Source organism: Asanoa sp. NPDC050611 (genome assembly GCF_040654855.1).
In the GTDB taxonomy this organism is placed as follows: domain Bacteria; phylum Actinomycetota; class Actinomycetes; order Mycobacteriales; family Micromonosporaceae; genus Asanoa.
Window position 1 is genome coordinate 15437 of record NZ_JBFAIU010000037.1, and the last position, 19946, is coordinate 35382.

The window sequence follows — 19946 nt, forward strand, 5'->3', positions numbered from 1 at the left end:
CGGCAGGGGTCGCGTACCCTTGCCGCCCTCGATAGCATCGGACATCGACGCCCGTGGGGGTGGGAATGACGTCGGCCGAGTTCGACCAGGCACTCAGCGCGGCTCGACAGGCGCTGAGCGAGGCCACACCCGACAGCGCACCGGCGACGGGCACGGGCGTGGCGGCGGACGGGCTGATCCAAGCCACCGCCGAGGCCGGCCGGGTGTCCGACCTGGTCGTCGACCCCCGCGCGATGCGCTTGCCGCCGGCGGAGTTCGCCGCACAGGTCCGTGCGGCGGTCAACGCCGCACTCGCCGAAGCCGACGTCACGGCGACACCCGAGGCGGCCGCCCTGCCCGATCCGGCCGCGCTCGCCCGGCAGCTCGAGGAGCTGCAGAACCAGAGCGCCCACCAGATGGCGCGCTACACGCAGTCGATCAGCGAGGTCATGGCAGCGCTCAAGCAACGGGGTTAGGTGGCATGTCGGGTTTCCAGGTCGAGCCGGGTTCACTGCGCACCAGCGCGGAGGGCCTCGACAACCTGGTCGACCGGTTCGGTGACGCGCTCGAGCAGTTCGAGAACACCATCACGGCGTACGGCCAGCCGTGGGGCACCGACGACCTCGGCACGCTGATCGGCGAGCTCTACCTCGGCATCCACGACCTCGCGATGAGCTGCTTCGAGAGCAACGGCGAGCTGCTCGGCGAGTTCGCACACGGCCTGCACACGATGGCGGACAGCTTCGAGGCCGCCGAGACCGAGATCGCCGACCGGATGGCCCGCCTGCAGAACCTGCTCGGTGGTGGTTGACGGGTGGGCCTGCAGCTTCCCGGCGAGCTGGTCTCGCTGCTCGGCATGCTCGGCTACACGTGGCCGGAGGCCGACGAGGAAAAGCTGTTCGAGATGGCCCAGCACTGGCTGGAATTGAGCGGCACGGTCGCCACGATCAGCGCCGACGCGGGCGGCCAGGGCGCGGCGGTGCTGGCCGCCAACAGCGGCGAAGCGGTCGCGGCGTTCGAGTCCCGCTGGTCGGCGCCGGACGCCCCGATCAACAACCTGTCCGACGGCGCCACCGCGGCCCAGGGCGTCGGCCTCGGCCTGATGGTCGCCGCGGGTGTGGTGCTGGCCCTGAAGATCAACGTGATCGTCCAGCTGGTCATCCTGGCGATCCAGATAGCCCAGGCGATCGCCACGGCAGCGGTGACCTTCGGCGCGTCGCTGGCCCAGATACCCCTCTTCAAGATCATCACATCGATGATCCTGGACCAGCTGTTCAGCCTGGCCATGGACGCGCTGCTCAATGGTTAAAGGAAAACTGCGCCGGCTGAAGCGCCAAGGCAGAGGTGGCTCTGCCCGTGGCGTGTTCGGTCCGCTCGGTGACCTTCTGCGCCCGGGTGCGAACCTGACGAACCTCGGCTTGCCGAACAACCGACTGAGACATCCCAACGCCACTCCGTTCCCGGTGCGGTCGCTCCGGGGTGTATCGATCCGGTCCCTGCGCCGGCAGCGCCCGCGGCACTGGCAGGAGGTGCCCACCAGAAAGAACGAGGGGTTCATCTGGCGCGATGAGAACGGGGTCGAACGGTTCCGCTTCATGCGTCCGACCGGCGAATCCCCGTCAAAGGCCCGCTGGTCACGGCAAGCCAACGGCTACATCCGCTGGCAGTCGGCACAGTCGTCGCCGACCGGAGGCGACGCCGATAAGCTTTTCCTTGACGTCGATGGCCGGCCGGTGGCGGCGGACCACCCACAAGTCCGCGAACTGACCCACATCATGTACGAGGGTCCCTGGCCCTAAGGAGAGTCGATGGTACCCATGAGCGATCCGCGAGACGCTCTGGACAACGTCATGGAGTCCTTCGTCCTCACCTATCGCTATGAGGCCGCGCGTCGAAGGTTCATCTTCATCACCGATTATCCGTTCACGAGCCCGGGCAGCATCCGCGAGTTCTCTGCTTTTGTCTTTCAGGACGCCGATTTCGAGCGGCTCCAGGGTGACTACGAGCCGTATCAGAAGAACTACGACGCCTACCAAATCGTCGGACCTGGCGGCATGGTGGTTCAGAACGTCGACCAGAAGGTCCTCGCTTCGGGTCGGCAGTGGGTCGAACTGTGGTTCGGCCCCAACTTCGGCGGGGTGGCGATCACCTACGGCGCACTCGAGGGCTACACAAGAGGGTCGACGGCCAAGGAGGTCGCCCCCTCGACGTGGGAGTACCGGGATTCCAGGACCAACGAGAGGTTCGAGTTCCGGTTCCCGTTCCCGTCGCTGGCTGGCCCGCGGGACTGACCGCGATGGAGCCGATGCGCGACCCGCGGGCGGCGCTCGACAACATCATGGAGGCCCTGCTCTTCACGTACCAATATGACGCCCGGCGGCGAACGTTCGTCCTGATCACGGAGTACCCGTTCACGTCGCCCGGCAGCGTCCGCGAGTTCGCGGCGTTCGTGTTCGAGGACGCGGAGTTTCGGCGGTTGCCCGGTGACCACGGTGCGTACCAGGGACACGGGGAGAGCTTCCAGGCCAGCGGGCCGGGCGCGTTCGTCATCCAGAGCATCCGACAGAAGGCGGATCGGCTCGAGCTGTGGTTCGGCCCCAACTTCGGCGGGGTGGCGGTCACCTATCGCCAGGTGCGGGGCTTCACCCGCGGCTCGACGGCGGAGCGGGTCGGTCCCGATGAATGGATCTACCGCGACGCGAGGACCAGGCAGAGGTTCGACTTCGACTACCCATTTCCGTCTCTGCGCGGGTAACCGTGACATCACTCGCGCGGGCGCCGTGCCTAGGCGGCTGCGCGAAGGTCGGTCCCGGTACACTGAGCCACCGCGCCCTCGTAGCTCAGGGGATAGAGCATCGGTTTCCTAAACCGTGTGTCGCAGGTTCGAATCCTGCCGGGGGCACAAACGCGCTGAGCAGCACCGACAGGTCCTCTGACCTGCCCGAACAGGTCATGTTGACCTTGGTTACTCATCCGGTTGTCTCCGGTCCAGACCGGCGGTCAACGGGTGGTTGTGCCGAATACGTGCCGAAGTTTGCGGAGCTCCGGTCGGGCGCCCATAGACGGCTTCGATGCGGCGTTGCAGCTCCTCTTCTCCGCTGTCGAGGAACTTGGCGTAGATGCGGTACAGGATCTCGACGGAGTGGCCGGCCCACTCGGCGACCTTGGCGGGGTCGATGCCGGCCCGGAGCCAGGTTGAGACGGCAGCGTGGCGGAGGTCGTACGGGGTGGCTGCCAGGGAGGACGAGATGAGGTCGTGGGTGAGGACCAGACGGCGGGCGCGCTGCCATGCTCGGATGACCGTCAGGTTAGGTAGTTCGAGCTTGTTGTGCTCGCCGACGAAGAGGCGACCGTCCGGTGCGAAGCCGTAGGCGTCGATATGTTGCCAGATCAGGGCGGTTAGCCCGGGTGGGGAAGGAACGGTGCGGACGACGCCCTTTTCGCGGTGCTGCTGCGTTGGAACTCGGCGGCCCTGACAACGTCACCGTCGTAGTCCTCGACGTCGGGCGGCCGAAATCCTATGTCTAGTCCCACCTGATGCTTGACGTTTCCGTCCCAGGTGTTGCTTGACGGTTGGTCTAGAACTTGGGGCGTGCTGCGGTCATAGATTGATGCGGTTCTCGACTGCTGCGGGGTCGTCGACGTCGCCGAAGCGGAGGATCACGTGCGCCGGCCTGGCCGGAAACCCACGCAGGTGTGGTTCCATCGCGGTGAACAAACGTGTGGCGTCGGGGCCGTAGGCGTAGAGGACGGCCTTACCGCCGCCGAACTCGTTGCCGTCGAACTCTCCGGCGTCGGCTGCGTCCATGGCCTCGGTCAGGCGGTCTTCGAGCGCGTAGACGGCTTCGCGTTCATGGACCTCGCCGTAGCGGTCCCCGGAAAGGGTGTAGTGCACGATAACGGCGTGCTCGGGTGAGCCCACGTGACCTCCATCTGTTCGGCTCTGGCTCGCCTCGGCTCACTCGACGGTGACCTTTCGAGGTCGGCTGGCCTTCACGTTACGGATCGGCTGTTGGTTGCTGCGTCGCACAGTGCGCGGACCGTCGTCGCAGGCGATCACGAGATCGGTGTCGCTGACCTCGATAGTGACCGTCTTGCCGGCCTGGCCGCGGCCGAGCGCGATCTTCTGCCCGACGACCATGACCACGCCGGTGTTGGACGCGCGGCGTTGCACCTGCACCGGATGGTGGGACGGGACCGGCGGCGGGCCGGCGGGGCGGACACCGCGCAGCCGGGAGATGTCGGCTGCGGTCAGCGGGTTCGGCCGGGTTCGCAGCAGCTGCCGGGTGTCGAGGTCGAAGAAGCTCAGCGTTGCCGTTTCTATGCGGATGCCGACCCGTCGGCCGCCGAGAATTTCCGCGGCCAGGACCAGATGTTGACCCAGCGACACACTGCCGGCCCGGTTCACGGTCCGGTCCACCTCGACGGCTTTGCCGGGCTCAGCCGCGGGCAACGGTGACAGGCCGGCGGGGCGGCCGCCCTGACTCAGAAGGGTGGCCAGGTCGGTGACGGACAGGTGCGAGCGCACTGACTTGATCCGGGCCCCGGCGATGAGCAGGTGGATGACGTCGGTGTCGGCCCAGAACGTCACCGTGATCCCCGACCTGTTCGGGCCGAGCCAGAACTGCTTCCCCGCCACCTGCAAGTTCCCCGACGGCGGCACGACCCGGTCGAACTCCACCGCCGATGGCGACCAGTGTTCCAGCGGCTGCGGGGCAATGACCGGCGTCGGCAAGGCCGATGCTTCGGCCGGCGCCGCCAGTGAGACGGGCAGCTTGACCGGGACGACACCCGACCCGGCCGCGCGGAACCGGTCCGCGGGGAACGCCATGCCGAGGGACTGGTGCGGCCGGTCGGTGTTGTATTCATGCCGGAAAGCGTCAACCGCCGCCTGGGCGGTATCGAGGTCGGGCCAGACGGCGACGTCGTCGAGCAGTTCCCGTCGCAGGGTTTGGTGGAAGCGTTCCACCTTGCCGGTGGTGGTCGGGGTCGCGGGCTGAGTGAGCCGGTGGACGATGCCGTTCTCCCGACAGATCCGGTCGAACATCACCTCACCACCGTTGCCGAAACGGGCCGTGAACTGCTTGCCGTTGTCAGTCAATACCTCTTCGGGCACCCCGAACTCGAGCAACGCGTCGGCCAACGCCAGGCAGACCGCTCGCCCAGTTGCCCGGCGAACCACCGACGCGATCACGCAGAAGCGGGAATGGTCATCGACGCCGGTGACGACCTTGGCTTCCGACCCGTCGGGCAGGAAGATCCCGCCGACGATGTCCATCTGCCAGAGCTCCATCGGCCGGTCACGTTCCCACCGCACATAGTCCTTACGGCCGCGCCGGCGCTTGGCCGGTGCCATCAGCCCATGACGGATCAAGATCCGATAGACGGTCATCCGCGACGGCACCTCGCCGGGCCAGCCATGACGGCCCAACTCGAACGCGATCCGGCGGGAGCCCCACTTGGGGTGATGCCGGCGAAGCTCGCACACCAACGACTCCACCTCCGGCGACGCCTGATGAGCGCATCCATCCGGACGATGAGACCGGTCCTGCAGACCGACCAGGCCTTCCTCGGCATAGCGGCGCAACCAGGTATGCACACTCTGCCGCGACACCCCCACCTTCTCCGCGACATCCACAACGGGATCGCCGGCCAGGACCGCCATGACGGCCTGATACCGCTGTTCCACGATCGACATTCCCACCAGTGCCAATCCCGGCCCCCAAATCGAGTGCTGCCGCAACAACACGCGATCAAGAGGCCGAAGGGTGATCATGTCAAGCATCAGGTGGGACGCGAGTGTCAAGTATCAGCCGTGACGGGACACGGCCGAAATCCTAGGTCTGTGAGAAGTTTCTTTACGGGTTCAAGACGGCCCGCGGCGCGGGCCGTGCGCGCCGCCTGAAGCGGGCCGGGCCAAGGCCCGCCACCGGCCGCCACCGCTTCGCTCAGGCGCCGGCGGTACAGCCCGCGGCAGGCGCGACATGTATAAAGACGCCCCGGGCCACCTCGAGCAAGAAGAGGTGCCGGGGATTCTTCGCGAGGTTGCCAGCCCGACCTCTGACGAGGACGGCAAGCCCGACGAGGGACACGTACAAGAGGAGCAGGCGCTCAGGCTTCTGGGATGAGTGGGGGCTATCCCGTCCACCGACGACCCAGGCACAGCCGAGCAGACCAGGTCCAGGACGCCAAGGTCGTTCGTCCAGTAGGGCGCTCCACCTTGGCGCCCTGGACCTGGCCCGCTCCACAGAGTGTGGGTCGACGGCGGACGGGATGGGGCTCCAGAGCGCGCCCACGGCGCACCAGATGTTCCACCCGGGACGGCGGAAACTGCCCGATTAAGCGCCGGTCGGCTTCGATATGGCGGGCGTGCCGTATGCCCATGAGACTTGTTCGCCTAGGCTGTGCTTTAGGGTCCTGCGTACGGACTTTGGCGGCTCCGTACGTCCCGCTGGAACCGCTGCAACAGGCCAGTCTACGGATGCATGAGCACACCCAAGGGCACTCAATTGATGCGGACTCGCATGCACAAGAAAGCCCAACGATCTGACCACTCCGACTGGGACCTCTCCCACGAGCGCGTATCGAGGGTCGTCCTTCAGTACTGCGGTCGATGATTCGTAGTGAACGACTTCTAGGTGTTCACGCCAGTCAGCCGACAGGTCTGGGTCGAATTGCAGAGCTGCCGGGCTTGGAATCGCACGCCCAAGTTCGTCGCTCCAGACAAGATGGTTCTCAGAGTTCATGAACTTCCGCCACAAATGATCCGCGTCGGGGATGTCGGATATGCGGCCGCATTGAGCTAATTCATCGGATCGGCGAGGAGATCCAAGATACTCAAAACCTGTTTTCGCCATTCCGCGAGCGAGCCCGATAAGGTGGCCCCAGAACTGCCGTGCGCCCAAATCAAGACCTCCTCAGGCCCAACCTCTATCTCAACTTTCCAGCCCGCCTTATGCCAGATGAAAAGCACCTCGCCATCTTCCGACGGAACGACAGACGGTGTAGGCGTTTGGTCTCGGAACAGATCTAGGCACAAATCCCTAGCTCGCCTGATCACGTACTCCGATGGCCGCGATAGGCCGGTAAAGTCGCCTTCGCCGCGCCATAGTTGAGCCAGTCGCTGCATAACATAGTCCCGCCATCGAGACTCCGTTTGAACAGCATCGACGGGTGTAGCCCATGGCGAGGGGATTACCCGCGTGCCCACAGCCGCAGAAAAGGGTGCGCCTCCAGGGCCAAAGCCGCTGGCGATAGAGTTCGCGTCTAATGGCTGCGGCAACACCAAGTCACGTACTTGCGTGTTGGTCCCGCTCAGCGCGAGCGCACCACTCAACACTGCCCTGGGCAAGAAGTTAGGACTCACGGGACCGCTTCCATACCTCATGGGCAGAAGACGTGGTTAGGCTGGTGAATGCTTCAACTATTATCCTCCGGGCGCCGTCGATACGATTTGCGATGCTCGCCTCCTCCATGCCCTTCTCGTCGGCTGCCCTGACCACCAAGGACAGTTGGGTGCCAATGGTTTGAGCGTTGGAGGTCCGAATAGCAGGTGCCGCCTGCACGTGAAGTCTTTGAACGACCTCAGTATCAGGCACGGGAATCAAGTACCTGGCGTTCCATGCCTGCGCCTCGGTTGCGTGCGTCGACCCGGCCACGACAATCGTTGCGTGGCTAGCGGGCCGCAAGAATTCCTCTATCGCAAGTTGCTTATCTACCCAGTTAATGTAAGTGACTTCGGTTTGCTGTACCGAGGGTCGAGGAAGTCCGGATTTTTCAAGAAACTCTTGAAATCTCTTGAAGTTGCTCCAGAATAAATCTCTAACCTGTTCGAAATGCGGGTAATCTGAGCCACGGCGTCGCCAATTCTGGATAAACCGGCTGTCTTGGACCTGCACCAAGAAATCATCCGATTCATTTATAAGCCACAATCGTACTTTCTGCGGTGGAGCCGTTACGAGTTGGAACTGTACAGTCTTTACTGGTTGTGGCGTAAGCTTTTCAAGCTCAACCTCTATGGGAACCTGATGTTCCACGAAAGGGTAGTCCTGCCGGACCTCCTTCCAGAAGTCTCGCAGGCGGTCCGTTGTGCATCCCTCGATAGATGGGAACTGCACCGCGATGGCCACCTCATCGATTGGCGGCCTCTCATAGTCGGGCAGGTTTCGTGGGCGTCCCGTCATATCAATCCCGCTCTTATCGTGTCCATCGCTTTGGCTGCCGTCTGCCGTGCGCGGCCATGAGGGTTGCGGCGTCCGACCGTCCACTGAGCTTCGCAGGGCCGTCGGGGCATGTCCAGTAGACGACGCGCTGGCCACGCTGGTGTCAGCATTACGACGAACGCTTCCCGCTGGCGTGAGGCTGTGCGGCGCGTGCAGGAACCACCTCCAGTGACGTGATGTTGAGCCCGAGGACGTCGGGCTACGGCGGCACAGGTGCTCACTGGCTGTCCGCCGGCGGCGATCCCTCACAGTCACCTCGGCACGGTCTCAACTGTCCGATTTCTCGATGCGAATTTGGTACTGTTGGAGCATTGCGTCGATTTCGGCAATCTCCTTGCTAGTGGCTTTCTCCACAATTCGCAACTCGTCTAAGTCCGTTTGGAATACGTCCACCAACTGCTGTTCGCGCTCCATGGCATTCGACATCCGGTACAATTCCGCAGGCGGAGCATCGCGCGCGACCGCATCATCGAATCTAGCTCTGGCGGCAGAGTATTTTTCTGTTGCATCCACTAGTCGCCGACGGATCAACTCCGATTCGGCGTGTATCTGCCCGAGCCGCCGGAATCGATCGAAGCGGGCTTGCGTTAGCTCCGCATACTCCTCACGCGCCTGATCCTCGCGAAGCTGCTTTGCTTGGCGGATGGTGTCCGCGCTTACTTCGGCCTTAAGGTAGGTCGCTGAATGCCGGAGGAAAGAGTCCGTTCGCATCATTACCAGCGTTACGTCGGCTATTGCCCGCGCTTCTTGAGTCCAGCTCCGGCCTGGCAAATAGGACGCGGCCCTTCACTCGGAGATACCAGTCATCCTTTACGTCTTCTGTGACGAATACCAACACCGTGACGTCAGCCCGGTCACGCGCTTCATTGAGGGTCTGGCGCCACACAAGATAATCTCCAGGCCGCTTATCTTTGTATCCCGGCGGTAGCTCCTCCTTAATCCGTCGATCTGCTTCCTCCAACATGCTCGCATGATCGACATCATCAACTGGCGACCCGACCTTTCCTCGAAAAATCCTCTGAAGCCTTTCCAGAATAGGGTCATCGGACAGCGACCCGCTAAGGCCATGTGAGTCACGCAGCTGCTCAAGCCCCTTCCTCACGGGCACCAGAGCTTCGTCAACGGATCGAAGCAGAGGGGCCAGTTGTCCGGGTGAGAGTGCGGTTCTCTTGGCCAATAACTGGATGCGTTGGCGCAGATCCGATTGAACCTGCTCTTCGCATTTCCCAATCGCTTCAAGCGCGCTCGCATATACAGAACCGTAGTCGAGCACTACCTCTGGTCTGTTCTTATGGAACTCCAGACTCACTTGATGCGGTATCCATGCTCGCTCGCCGATTCGTTCAAATGCGGAAAACAACTCGCCTCGCGCATCCGAAGCGAATCTATATAGGCTAAGCAATACATTGGTATCAAAAACGACCATGCCCGCCGTCATGCCGGCTTGAATGATTTCGTCTGGCGGCGCGAGGTAATGCGCGAAGTCCTCGCTGAATGCCCGTCCACCTGGCACGATCGTCCAGCCTCCCACGTCGATCGGCTCGCTGCGACTTGCCCGACACGGGCACCCTATAGCTCAACGCGACCATCGACAATGGCCGGCCGCCAGCATGCGGTATCCACAACGAGCCGTTCCGCGACCTCGCCGCCCATGACGCCAGCTCGCATCGATCTTGCCCGTTAGTCATAGAACACGCGTCCGCGCTTGCTAGACTCATGGTGTCACACCAGTGACGCATTTCAATGCCAACCAACGGCTGTCAACGACAAGCGGGAACCTTGGACTCCATCAACACGACCTCAACCACGACGGCCGACAGTAGGAGTTCGTACCCCCTACGCATGGCCTCAGCCCAGAGCGGCGTCCAGGTACTCCTGAACCGGCGCATGTAGTCGATACGGCACACGCTCAGCCAGGGTGGCGCGGCTACACCAGTCCACCGCGGCGACCTCTCGCTCCGCTGCGACCGTGGCCGTTCCGCTCAGACGGGCGCACGCGATGTATGCCATGGTGCGACCAGTCAGGGGGTGCACCCGCGTGCCCAGAGGCTTGATCGCCCGGACGGTGAGACCCGTCTCTTCGCACGCCTCCCGTATCGCGGCGTCCTCTTCGGATTCGCCTTGCTCGACGGCGCCAGCCGGGAACTGCCACGCGAGCTGGCCTTCCTCGACGCGACGGCAAACCATCAACACGCGTTCGTCCTCGACGATCACAGCCGCGGCGATCGTGGGTGGCGAAGGTTCACTCAAAGCTCCCCCTGACCCAACCGAGCGCCGACGGTCCCGTGCCGAATGCGTGCCCAGTCGGAGCCATTGGCCTCACTCCGTAGTCGATTTCGCGCAGGTCACAACGTAGTGCAGGCTCGCTCAAAGTCGAGCCCTCCGGAGGCAGTGGTCCGCATAGACAGCTTATAGCTGATTCCCACCTTGGCGACGGGGCGGGCCGTACACGGAGCCGTTGTCGTGGTAGCGGATCTCATAGATCGCAACTTCAGGGTCATTCGGGACTCGCCCGACGCATCGATACGCGAGCACCTCCACCCGCCGGTGGAAGATGTTTAGCTCATCCAGTCCCTCGTAGGTCAGGCGGAGGGCTTCCCACATCCCGCCTTCAGCAATCGCATCAGAGAGTTCTTCAAGCTCAAGATCAGCTATGCCGAAGCGTGCGAAGCCGGCACTAGTACGGACGGTCTCCGTGTCTATCCCCGGACGTATCGTCCAAGTCGACCAGTCCATCCGCGAGTCACTCTCCGCCACAACCAAGGACGATGTTAGGTGCAGCACCGAACTACAGCAACCTTGGCGACCGGATCACACTCAGCGCCACCATGCCGGGTCATGCCCGTGCTGGCCCGAGTTGGACGAAGCCGCGTTCGACAGTTCACACCTATGCGACGACAAACGTTGGTGGACTCGTTTGCACTACGCGGCGCCTTGACGCGGTTCGAGATCCCTTCGCGCTTCAGCCACAAGATCCTCAACGGCACCCTTGACCGCGTCTTCGGTCACTTCATGAGTGAGCATGTGTAAACAGGGGCACGCCTCAGGTGGAAGCAATTGGACCATACACAGGAATATGCCAGTTGCCTGCAATCCATGCACGATCGTCTTAATGGAGTCATCCCAGCCGAGAGGTGCCCTCGCGACGATCTTCTCGGTCAGATCCCGTACAAGGGGCGGCGTGCCGGGTGGAAGCAGCGCGCCGACTGCTTTTCCCGCCATCTGGTGTGAAGCTTTGCCAATTTCAGCGAGCGAGCGGGCCGCGTCTGCAATCTCTTGGCAGTCGTTCGGATGGCGTCGCCTACGGCGCAGCCTCGCCTTGCCTCTCTTACCGACGTATTCCACGACGAGGTTTGCCAGCGCTCGATCCGGACCGTCGGCAAGAGCGTCACTCAGAATCGTTGCCGCCAGTTGATCGCTCCCACCGGTACGAAAATCAGGCTCAACGGCGCTGGGCGCGACCACATGAAGACTGCGTCGGTGGGGAGCACAGTGGTCATAGTTGACCAGCCACCTGCCGCATGTGCCGCTGACAGTAGTGTTCGGCGCTCCGCAGTAGTGGCCTCTCCCCATGTAGCGACGCTATTACTGCGCGTAGCCAAAGTCTGTCCTCGATCTGACGTTCTCCTACGCGCGCTTGGCCGTTACCTGAAGCCCATCGTGCTTGCTCACCGTCGGTGCCGAATGCGTGCCCAGAAGAGCACATCGTCCACGACGCCATCGGGAAGACTCCGCAGGTCAGAGCGGGTTCGCCATGGCCGACGTATGCAAGCTTTCCTAAACCGTGTGTCGCAGGTTCGAATCCTGCCGGGGGCACTTACGACGCCAGCAGATATCACCTCTGAGCTGGCAATAAACACGATCCTCGATGGGTAGCTAGGTGCAGCCGTAGGGCATTGAAAGCCGCCGTCTGTCGCTGGTCGCGGAACATACGCGGAACGATCTTCACGGCATTGCCCAGGTCAGACAAGCCGCCGTCCGCAAGATCCGGAATGGAAGCCATCATGCGGCCCACGTAACGAGGACCAACGCTTCGTCGATCCGGCGATTCACGGTGGCTTCTTCACCGTCGATGCACTTCGCGTAGACCTTCAGCAGGACGTCGACCGAGTGTCCCGCCCGTTCGGCTACCTCAGTTGCCGGAACGCCAATGTTGAGCCACCGCGACACAGCGGCGTGCCGCAGATCGTACGGACGACCCCCGAGCGGCGAGTCAACCTAACGCGGAGTGAAAAGCCAGGCGCCGCGCCTCTTCCCAGACGCGCGAATAGGTCGAGGCAGCGACAACGTTGCCTCTGTCGATTCCGTACCAGTGCGTCGTCGCAGATCGCCGCGGACGCACGCGGCGCAACGTTGGGGTGGCCGTAAGGGCAGGACGGCGTACAGCACGGAAGTACAGCAACGCACCACCGCGAACCCCGGCGACTCGCCTGTGCCCCTTGCCATCGCGAGCAACCACATCGGACCCCATTGCCGGAACTTGACACGGAAGAGGTCACCGGTTCAAACCCCAGTATCGCCCACCAGATCAGAGGCCATGACCAGTCGAAGGTCCTGGCCTCTTTCGTGGCGACGGTGTGGTTCGCCTGGGTTCTCAGTCGAAGCTCAAGGTTCCTTCGTACGTCCACTTGATCACGATGCGGTCCTGGCCGAGCCGGAACACACTGCCCACGTATCGTTCGCTGGCCCCGCCGTCCAGGTCGTAGGACATGCCGAGTGCGTCATGGTGGCTGATTTTCAGCAGGTCCTCCCCTCGATGTGTCGGGGGTCGGAGATAGGAGCCGGCGACTCCGCACTTCCACAGGGCGAGTTGCCTGGCCGCGACGTCGATGTCGAGGACCCAGTCCTCTCGGCGGCCCTCGTCCCATCGGGTCCGCGCCAGAGTCACGTCCGCGAAGGGGATCGTTCCGGGTTCCTGCCCTGGCCGCGGTGGCAGAGACGCGGGAGTCCAGTCGGGTGGGTGGGGCCGCTCGGGCTCGGCGGGCTGACCGCCGGGAGCCAGGTTCAGCCAGCCTCGGTAGGCCAGTGTCAGCTGGTCTATCCGCTCTTCGAGTTTGAGCTCTCCCAGCTCGAGGTGCCGCTGCCAGCAGCTTCGACACACGCGCCAGCAATTGGCCATCGACTCGGCGGTGGATATGAGGATGTACCTGGGCACTACCTGCTTCCCCGCGCTCCCGTTGGTTCGCGAACGACAGACGTCGCAGCCCAGGAGATAGATGGGGAGCCTCCGAAGAATGGAAAGGCCACGGTACTTTCCGGAGAACCCAGTCATCTTCGCGGATGATCCCGGTCAGGGGCGGGCTGCGTCAACCCCTGGGGAACCACGTCCGGGCCGAGGAGGACCTTGAGGTCCCCGTAGAGGGCTGGGTCGGTACCGGTCGCACCGGCAACGCCGGCGCTGAAAGTCCCCGGCGGGGCCCAGCCCGGGTGCGGTCGTCCGCGGCCGGTCGCGGCGAGGTGGCGGGCGATGTCGCCCTCCGGATCGAGGACGGCCACGGCCGGGACCGCGACCTCGGGCAGGTTCCGATGGACGCGGCATTCGTCGGGGGAATCGCTCATGAGCTCCGCCGCCCGGTGATCCAACGCGCTGCCAGCAGCCCGGATCCAGAGGTCAGGGCAGCGGCGGCGACGACGGTGGCGTTCAGTCCGAGCGTGTCGGCGAGGATGCCCGCGACGAGCGCGCCGACGGCGTACCCGATGTCGCGCCAGAAGCGATAGGTACCCAGCGCGTTGGCGCGCCAGGCCGGGTGGGCGTTGTCGGATACGGCAGCGATCAGGGCGGGGTACACCATCGCAGTGCCGATGCCGAGAGCGACGGCGGAGAGGACACCGGCGAGCAGCGGCCGGTCGAGCAGGGCCAGCGCGAGGACGAAGCCGGCCGCTTGGACGAACATCCCGGTGACGATCAACGGCTTGCGGCCAAGCTTGTCGGCGAGGTGGCCGGTGGGTATCTGTCCGATGCCCCAGAGGATCGGGTAGAGGCCTTTGATGACGCCGACCGCGGCGATGCCGAGGCCGTGGTCGGTGAACAGCAATGGGAACACACCCCAGGTCAGGCCGTCGTTGAGGTTGTTGACCAGGCCGGCCTGACTGGCGCCGCGCAGCGAGCGGTCGCGCCACGACGTGCGGACGAACGTGGCGCGTAGGGTGCCTTCCTGCCCGCTGGGCGGGGGCTTGGGGTGTTGGGACATCTCCAACGCGACGTGGGCGCCCGTATCGCGGACGATCACCGACAAGGCGAAGCCGCCCGCGACGAAGATGACGCCGATGAGCTCCGGGACGGGCCGCAGACCGTAAGCGGTGGCGAGGTAGCCGGTGAGCAACGCGGTGACGCCGACGGCGGTGTACCCAGCAGCCTCGTTGAGGCCGGTCGCCAGGCCGCGGCGGGCTGGGCCGACCAGGTCGATCTTCATGTTGACGGTCATGGACCAGGTCAGGCCCTGGTTGATGCCGAGAAGCACGTTCGCGGCGACGATCCAGCCCCACGACGGTGCCCAAGCGAGCGCGAACGGGACCGGAACACCGATGAGCCAGCCCGCCACCAGGAGCTGCTTGCGCCGGAACCGTGCGGTCAGGGCGCCCGCGGCGAGGTTCGTGAAAGCTTTGGTGACGCCGAAGGCGATGATGAACGAGAACACCGCGAGGTCACTGGTCAGACCGAAGACGTCGGCGCCGATGAGCGGGACGGTGGTGCGTTCCAGGCCGACGAGGCCGCCGACACACACGTTGACGATCACGAGCAGGGTGAACTGGAGCCAGTTCTCCCGCAGCCCCAGTTGGACCGGCCGAGCGTCGACCCGGGCGGCGGTACTCACCGGCTGGCGTCCGCGCGGGTCATCCGTGTGCCGTGTGCGGCGGCGTAGTCGGCAGGGCCGCCGTCGAGCACGGTCAGTCCGGAGTGGCCGGCGCGTTCGAGGACGCTGGCCGCCGTCATGGCCCGTTCCCCGTGCCCGCAGGCGACGATCGCGCCGGGCGGCGCGTCGGCGGCGCGGTCGGCCAGGCTGCCGAGTTCCATGTGTACGGCGCCGGCGACGTGGCCGGCCTCGTACTCGGCCTGTTGCCGCACATCGACGTAGGGTCCGGCGGGAGCCTCAGCGGCGGTGACGAACGCGATGGTGGTCTCCGGGAAGCCGGCTGCCCACCACGCGTCCATGCCGCCGGCGAGGTGGCCTGTCAGCCGCTCGTAACCGATCTTGTATGCCTGCCAGAGGATCTCGGAGAGGTCCTGGTCGTCCGTAGCCACGAAGACGAGCGGAGCGTCGTCCGGCAGCAGCCAGCCCAGCCAGGTGGCGAACTGGGCGCGCAGTGGGATCGAGATCGACCTCGGGATGTGGCTGGCCGCGTAATCGGCCGGCGGGCGCACATCGACGACCTGACCGCCGTGCGCGCGCACTGCGGCGACCTGTTGGGCGTCGAGGGCCGGCAGCGACAGTGTGCCGGCCAGAATGGCCGGACCGCGCCTGTTTACCTCCGTGAGGCGGTCGAAGTAGGCGGGGTACGTGCCCAGGCTGGCCAGGAGGCGCTGGGCGAAGGCGCCCTCGTCGGCTGCCGCCAGCAGCGGGTTGTCGCGTTTCTGGGCGCCGATGGTGGTGGTGCGCTCGGCGCCCGGCGGTGCTGAGCAGAACGAGCCCGCGCCGTGGGTGGGCCACACCGCGGTCGCGTCCGGCAGTGTCGTCAAGCGGCGCAGCGAGCGGTACTGGGCACGGGCGAGCTCTTCGGCCCGGTCGGACCCTTGGAGGTCGGTGCGGGCGGCGGAATTGACAATCAGCGATCCGCCGGTGAACACGCCCAGCTCACGGCCGCCGTCGAGCAGCACGAACGACAGGTGCTCGTCCGTGTGGCCAGGGGTGGCGAGTGCCTGCAGCGTCAGGCCACCGAGATCGACCTCGTCCCCGTCGGCGAGCGGTGTGTGACCGAAGGTACGCCGGCCTGCCGCGGAGGCCAGCACCGTTGCCCCGATGTCGTGGCCGAGTTGGACGGCACCGGAGAGGAAGTCGGCGTGCAGATGGGTGTCCGCGGCGAACGCCACCCGGAGCCCCCGATGGGTCGCGGCCACGTGGAGGCTTCGCAGATCGCGGCTGGCGTCCACCGCCAGGGCGCGACTATCGCCAAGATCGACGAGATAGGCGCTGTTACCGAGCCCCTCGTCGACGAGTGGGATCAGGTGGTTGTCGGCGAACTCCACCTCTACACTATTCCATGGAACATTGGAGGATGCCATGAAAGGTCAGCTGTACGAGGCCTTCGCCGTCAGCGGAAAGGCGCTGGCCAGCGGAAAACGCCTCGAGCTCCTGGACCTGCTCGCCCAGGGCGAACGCACCGTCGACGCCCTCGCCAAAGCGGCGGGCCTGAACCTGACGACCGCCTCGGCCCACCTGCAGACGCTGAAGCAGGCCGGCTTCGTGGCCACCCGCCGCGACGGTGTCCGGATCTTCTACCGGCTGGCCGGCGACGACGTCGCACAGCTCTTCGCGCTGCTGCGCAAGGTCGCCGAGAACCACCAGGCCGCGGTCCCGGCCGCCCGCGACGCCTACCTCGGCCAGGACGGCGCGACGGAGATCGCCCGCGAGGATCTGCGCACCCGGATCGGTGCCGCCGATGTGGTGGTGCTGGACGTGCGCCCGATCGAGGAGTACCTCGCCGGCCACATTCCCGGGGCCCTCGGCATCCCCGTCGCGGAGCTGGCGGAGCGGATCAACGAGCTACCCGAGGACGCCGAGATCGTCGTCTACTGCCGAGGTGAGTTCTGCGTCATGGCGTACGACGCGGTCCGACTGCTGGCAGGTCACGGCCGCCGGGCGATCCGGCTCAACGACGGCATGCTCGAATGGCGGCTCGCCGGCCTGCCGGTCGACGTGGGGCAGCCGGCCTGACTCGGAGGTCCCGCCGACACCGGAGCATTGTCGTTGCCGAGCAGGATCGATCTCCTGGCGGATAACAACCGCGCCGTTCGCTCACGTCAATGTGATCGACTCGCCCACCGGTATGCGCGCGTAGTCGGTCTCACTCTCCATGTCGAGCCACCAGTCGTTGAACTCCTGACCGGCCTCGCTCAGCAAGGCGTCGTGAATCGGGTACGCCCGCCGGGGCCGCACCGCGGCGATGAAATCTAGGACCTCGGCGAGCTTGAGCCACGGAGCGCCGGTCGGCACCAGTAACGTCGCGACCGGCATGTCCGGGACGTAGAACGCGTCGCCGGGATGGTAGATGGCGTCGTCACCGCTGCCGGTGTCGATCACGAAGCCGACGTTCGGCAGATCGGGCAGGCCGTGCGAGATCTCGGCATGCTTGCCGCCCACCGCGCGTACCCGGAAACCCGCCGCTTCGAACTGGTCGCCCGGTGCCACCGCCACCAGGCTGTCGCCGATGTCGAGGTGGGCGGCCACGGAGCCGTGCGCGTACACCTTTAGTGTCGGGTCTGCGGCCGCGGCCGCGGCGATCCGCTCGACGTCGACATGATCCGGATGTTCGTGCGTCACGAGTATGTCGCTCACCCCGTCGAGGGCGGTGGCCTCGGCCCAGACACCCGGGTCGACGAGCAACGCCCGTCCGCCCGCTTCCACCCGTACGCAGGCGTGGGTGTACTTGAACAACTCCACGGTCAACGGTACCTCCGGAGCAGACCGGTGATCTCCGCCAGCACGGCGTCGGCGGCGGGGCCGGGTTGGGTGAGCATCCAGGTGTGGGTCATGTCCTCGTACTCCCGCAGGACCAGGTTCGTGCCGGCGGCGCCGGTCGCCAACTCGGCCAGCCGCCTGGCGTCGGGAGTGAGGATGTCGCGGGACCCGGCGAAGACCGTGACGCGGCCGAGTCGGTCCAGCGGACCGTTGATGGGGCTCAGTTCGGGTGTCGCCAGATCGTCCGGTCCGGCCCACATCCGCGCCAGCTCGGTCAGCCCTGACACTGTCGACATTGGATCCGTCGGTTGGATGGCCGGTATCTCAGGATTGGTGAGCGTCGCGTCGAGCCAGGGCGACATCAGGATCAGATTTCCTGGACGGCGGTTGTACGGCAACGACTGCACGAGCGCCAGACCCATGGTGGCGCCGGCGGAGTCACCCATCACCGTGAACGACGACGACGACGTCTCGCCCTCGGCGACCTTCTCGTACAGCCGTCCCAGGACAGGAAAGACGTCGCGGTGGTTGTGTGCGGGCGTGAGCGGATAGTCGGGCAGGGTCACCGCCCGGCCCGTCATACCGGCCAGCCGGGCGACGAAGTCCCAATGGACGGTATGGATCGGGGCGACGTACCCGCCGCCATGCAGGTACAGGAGTTCGCCCGTGGACTCACCGGTCCGAGGCGTGATCCGGTAAACCGGCCATCCAGCGAAGTCACGCCGTTCGACGGTGTGCCGCCTGGCAGGGTCTCGGTTGCCGCCGTACATCGTTGCCGTCATGACGTGGCTCCGGCGGAGGCGACCCGCAGCGCGAGGGCGGTGACCGAGACGAGAAGCAGCACCGCGGGCGGGGCGATCGCGTAGTCCTTCACACGGACGTGGGCGGCGATCGCGCCGAGGAAGTAGAGCGCGAGCCCGACGCTGGCCGCGACCCCGATGGGCCACCAGGCCAGGCCGCCGATCAGTCCGGCGGCTCCGGCAAGCTCGAGGACGGCGAGGACCGGAGCGATCTTCAACGCCCCCACCCGCTCCAGGGTGGCGACCTGGGACGCCGATCGTTGCAGCTTCCCGGCGGCGGACACCACCAGCAGCGGAGCGAACAGCACGCTGACGATCAAGGCGGCGATGAACATGGGTTGACTCCTTTCACATACCGGAGATAGGTCTCCGGTTGGTACGCGCACCAGGTTATAACGGAGAGGTGTCTCCGTTATTCCGCGTACGGCGCCTGGAGGCCCGGGCGCTGTTCGCCACCAAAGGCCGCAACGTGCCCATGGACAAAAAACGCCCCTATGGGGCCGTTCATGCTCTATGAGCGCTTCCCGAGCCGGGCGTGCCTCTTGGAGGCGGTGCTGGAGGAGCCGCTCCGCGCCTGGGCCTTGGTCGAGCGGGCGCTGGCGAACGCCGACCGGTGGCCGGGCCCGGTGGCGGATCACGGCTCGGGCCGCCGGCCGCTCCTGCGGGTAGTCGTTGGAGACGACTGCGGCAGCCCGGTCAGCCGTAGATCTCAGCCCCTGTGGCGCGGGTCAGCTCGGTCGAGGATCGCGAGCAGTCGACCAAGTCCGTCCACGATCGCCGTGATCGCCGCGCACCTCCGTGTCGCGCTCCGACCGCGCTTTCGCGACGTGGCGCATCGCTGGGGCTCGGAACTCCATCAAAGCCAGGGTGGTTTCAGGTGGTTTCGCTCGCGGCTTCGTGGAGTTCTTCGCGGAGCATGGCGGCTAGTTCGGCGGGTCGGGACAGGAATGCGGAGTGTCCGCTGTCGATGGTGCGTACCTTGTCGGCGCGTCGTTCGGCGAAAGAGCGGTAGACCTCCACGAAGGGGTCCCTCGTGCCGTAGATGTGTGTGGTGACCGTGGTCCGCCAGGCGGCCTGCGTCAGCGTCTGCGAGCAGGACGGGACCGACTGCGGACCCAGGTCCGCCGCGGCCGCGGCCGCGGCTTCGGCCTCGAGGTCGGAGTAGAAGATCTCCCTGGGACTCATCATGTCGTAGTAGCCCAGCGTCTTGTTTTCCCTCATCCAGTCGGCGGGCTCCGACGCTGAGGCGACCGAAGGCCACTGCATTGCGGTGGGAACCGCACGCTACGACTTCGTACCCGTGACCCTTACGGTCCAGACCACGCGCG

At 65.3% G+C, this 19946-nt stretch carries 21 protein-coding genes and 1 tRNA gene; 8 read left to right on the top strand and 14 right to left on the bottom strand.

Going from position 1 to position 19946, the window contains the following annotated elements; translation table 11 throughout:
* The first annotated feature begins 65 nt into the window (after positions 1 to 65).
* From AB0H87_RS08750 to AB0H87_RS08780, 7 genes are all read left to right on the top strand, one after another.
* A complete protein-coding gene (locus AB0H87_RS08750; protein ID WP_360141804.1) occupies positions 66 to 455 on the top strand; it encodes a hypothetical protein in 390 nt (129 codons plus the stop codon).
* A 5-nt stretch (positions 456 to 460) separates the two neighbouring features.
* Complete coding sequence (locus AB0H87_RS08755) at positions 461 to 790, top strand: hypothetical protein (RefSeq protein ID WP_360141806.1); 330 nt, start codon at positions 461 to 463, stop codon at positions 788 to 790.
* A 3-nt stretch (positions 791 to 793) separates the two neighbouring features.
* A complete protein-coding gene (locus AB0H87_RS08760) occupies positions 794 to 1288 on the top strand; it encodes a hypothetical protein (protein WP_360141808.1) in 495 nt (164 codons plus the stop codon).
* 52 nt (positions 1289 to 1340) lie between these two features.
* Complete coding sequence (locus tag AB0H87_RS08765) at positions 1341 to 1778, top strand: hypothetical protein (protein ID WP_360141810.1); 438 nt, start codon at positions 1341 to 1343, stop codon at positions 1776 to 1778.
* Between the two features lie 9 nt (positions 1779 to 1787).
* On the top strand, positions 1788 to 2270 hold the full coding sequence (locus AB0H87_RS08770; protein ID WP_360141812.1) for a hypothetical protein: 483 nt from the start codon (positions 1788 to 1790) through the stop codon (positions 2268 to 2270).
* Between the two features lie 14 nt (positions 2271 to 2284).
* A complete protein-coding gene (locus tag AB0H87_RS08775; protein WP_360141814.1) occupies positions 2285 to 2734 on the top strand; it encodes a hypothetical protein in 450 nt (149 codons plus the stop codon).
* A gap of 74 nt (positions 2735 to 2808) precedes the next feature.
* Positions 2809 to 2881, top strand: a tRNA-Arg gene (locus tag AB0H87_RS08780).
* A gap of 699 nt (positions 2882 to 3580) precedes the next feature.
* On the opposite strand, the gene AB0H87_RS08785 is transcribed toward AB0H87_RS08780, so the two are convergent.
* From AB0H87_RS08785 to AB0H87_RS08830, 10 genes are all read right to left on the bottom strand, one after another.
* Positions 3581 to 3901, bottom strand: a complete 321-nt coding sequence (locus tag AB0H87_RS08785; protein WP_360141816.1) for a hypothetical protein — start codon at positions 3899 to 3901, stop codon at positions 3581 to 3583.
* Positions 3902 to 3937: 36 nt separating this feature from the next.
* On the bottom strand, positions 3938 to 5764 hold the full coding sequence (locus AB0H87_RS08790) for an IS481 family transposase (RefSeq protein WP_360141818.1): 1827 nt from the start codon (positions 5762 to 5764) through the stop codon (positions 3938 to 3940).
* 1570 nt (positions 5765 to 7334) lie between these two features.
* Complete coding sequence (locus tag AB0H87_RS08795; RefSeq protein ID WP_360141846.1) at positions 7335 to 8162, bottom strand: TIGR04255 family protein; 828 nt, start codon at positions 8160 to 8162, stop codon at positions 7335 to 7337.
* 306 nt (positions 8163 to 8468) lie between these two features.
* Positions 8469 to 8912: a hypothetical protein gene (locus AB0H87_RS08800; RefSeq protein WP_360141820.1), complete on the bottom strand. Its 444-nt coding sequence runs from the start codon at positions 8910 to 8912 to the stop codon at positions 8469 to 8471.
* Positions 8869 to 9732 (bottom strand): PIN-like domain-containing protein, encoded by an 864-nt coding sequence (locus tag AB0H87_RS08805; protein WP_360141822.1) that lies wholly within the window; start codon positions 9730 to 9732, stop codon positions 8869 to 8871. Before AB0H87_RS08805 ends, AB0H87_RS08800 begins: the two co-directional genes overlap by 44 nt.
* A 317-nt stretch (positions 9733 to 10049) precedes the next feature.
* Entirely contained in the window at positions 10050 to 10451 is a 402-nt protein-coding gene (locus tag AB0H87_RS08810) for an NUDIX hydrolase (RefSeq protein WP_360141824.1), read from the bottom strand.
* 672 nt (positions 10452 to 11123) lie between these two features.
* The gene (locus AB0H87_RS08815) at positions 11124 to 11666 is read right to left on the bottom strand and encodes a hypothetical protein (protein WP_360141826.1); all 543 of its coding nucleotides are present in this window, start codon (positions 11664 to 11666) and stop codon (positions 11124 to 11126) included.
* Positions 11667 to 12795: 1129 nt separating this feature from the next.
* A complete protein-coding gene (locus tag AB0H87_RS08820; RefSeq protein ID WP_360141828.1) occupies positions 12796 to 13473 on the bottom strand; it encodes a hypothetical protein in 678 nt (225 codons plus the stop codon).
* 283 nt (positions 13474 to 13756) lie between these two features.
* Positions 13757 to 15016, bottom strand: coding sequence for an MFS transporter (locus tag AB0H87_RS08825; RefSeq protein ID WP_360141830.1), 1260 nt, complete (start codon positions 15014 to 15016; stop codon positions 13757 to 13759).
* On the bottom strand, positions 15013 to 16422 hold the full coding sequence (locus tag AB0H87_RS08830) for an MBL fold metallo-hydrolase (protein WP_360141832.1): 1410 nt from the start codon (positions 16420 to 16422) through the stop codon (positions 15013 to 15015). Before AB0H87_RS08830 ends, AB0H87_RS08825 begins: the two co-directional genes overlap by 4 nt.
* On the opposite strand from AB0H87_RS08830, the gene AB0H87_RS08835 reads away from it, so the two are divergent.
* On the top strand, positions 16421 to 17074 hold the full coding sequence (locus AB0H87_RS08835; protein WP_360141834.1) for a metalloregulator ArsR/SmtB family transcription factor: 654 nt from the start codon (positions 16421 to 16423) through the stop codon (positions 17072 to 17074). The genes AB0H87_RS08830 and AB0H87_RS08835 overlap by 2 nt on opposite strands.
* 81 nt (positions 17075 to 17155) lie before the next feature.
* Here the strand turns inward: AB0H87_RS08835 and AB0H87_RS08840 are convergent, their stop codons facing one another.
* The 4 genes from AB0H87_RS08840 to AB0H87_RS08855 form a co-directional block, all read right to left on the bottom strand.
* On the bottom strand, positions 17156 to 17800 hold the full coding sequence (locus tag AB0H87_RS08840) for an MBL fold metallo-hydrolase (RefSeq protein WP_360141848.1): 645 nt from the start codon (positions 17798 to 17800) through the stop codon (positions 17156 to 17158).
* A 2-nt stretch (positions 17801 to 17802) separates the two neighbouring features.
* A complete protein-coding gene (locus AB0H87_RS08845; RefSeq protein WP_360141836.1) occupies positions 17803 to 18588 on the bottom strand; it encodes an alpha/beta hydrolase in 786 nt (261 codons plus the stop codon).
* Positions 18589 to 18596: 8 nt separating this feature from the next.
* Positions 18597 to 18953 (bottom strand): DoxX family protein, encoded by a 357-nt coding sequence (locus tag AB0H87_RS08850; RefSeq protein WP_360141838.1) that lies wholly within the window; start codon positions 18951 to 18953, stop codon positions 18597 to 18599.
* Positions 18954 to 19491: 538 nt separating this feature from the next.
* Positions 19492 to 19884 (bottom strand): alpha/beta fold hydrolase, encoded by a 393-nt coding sequence (locus tag AB0H87_RS08855; RefSeq protein WP_360141840.1) that lies wholly within the window; start codon positions 19882 to 19884, stop codon positions 19492 to 19494.
* Between the last annotated feature and the right edge of the window lie 62 nt (positions 19885 to 19946).

Bases quoted from the DNA above. Each gene is read 5' to 3' on its own strand.
- AB0H87_RS08795 (WP_360141846.1), bottom strand. From the start codon at position 8,162: ATGACGGGACGCCCACGAAACCTGCCCGACTATGAGAGGCCGCCAATC.
- AB0H87_RS08800 (WP_360141820.1), bottom strand. From the start codon at position 8,912: ATGCGAACGGACTCTTTCCTCCGGCATTCAGCGACCTACCTTAAGGCC.
- AB0H87_RS08755 (WP_360141806.1), top strand. From the start codon at position 461: ATGTCGGGTTTCCAGGTCGAGCCGGGTTCACTGCGCACCAGCGCGGAG.
- AB0H87_RS08850 (WP_360141838.1), bottom strand. From the start codon at position 18,953: ATGTTCATCGCCGCCTTGATCGTCAGCGTGCTGTTCGCTCCGCTGCTG.
- AB0H87_RS08775 (WP_360141814.1), top strand. From the start codon at position 2,285: ATGCGCGACCCGCGGGCGGCGCTCGACAACATCATGGAGGCCCTGCTC.
- AB0H87_RS08845 (WP_360141836.1), bottom strand. From the start codon at position 18,588: ATGTACGGCGGCAACCGAGACCCTGCCAGGCGGCACACCGTCGAACGG.
- AB0H87_RS08750 (WP_360141804.1), top strand. From the start codon at position 66: ATGACGTCGGCCGAGTTCGACCAGGCACTCAGCGCGGCTCGACAGGCG.
- AB0H87_RS08770 (WP_360141812.1), top strand. From the start codon at position 1,788: ATGGTACCCATGAGCGATCCGCGAGACGCTCTGGACAACGTCATGGAG.
- AB0H87_RS08855 (WP_360141840.1), bottom strand. From the start codon at position 19,884: ATGCAGTGGCCTTCGGTCGCCTCAGCGTCGGAGCCCGCCGACTGGATG.
- AB0H87_RS08790 (WP_360141818.1), bottom strand. From the start codon at position 5,764: ATGCTTGACATGATCACCCTTCGGCCTCTTGATCGCGTGTTGTTGCGG.
- AB0H87_RS08835 (WP_360141834.1), top strand. From the start codon at position 16,421: ATGAAAGGTCAGCTGTACGAGGCCTTCGCCGTCAGCGGAAAGGCGCTG.
- AB0H87_RS08830 (WP_360141832.1), bottom strand. From the start codon at position 16,422: ATGGCATCCTCCAATGTTCCATGGAATAGTGTAGAGGTGGAGTTCGCC.
- AB0H87_RS08820 (WP_360141828.1), bottom strand. From the start codon at position 13,473: ATGACTGGGTTCTCCGGAAAGTACCGTGGCCTTTCCATTCTTCGGAGG.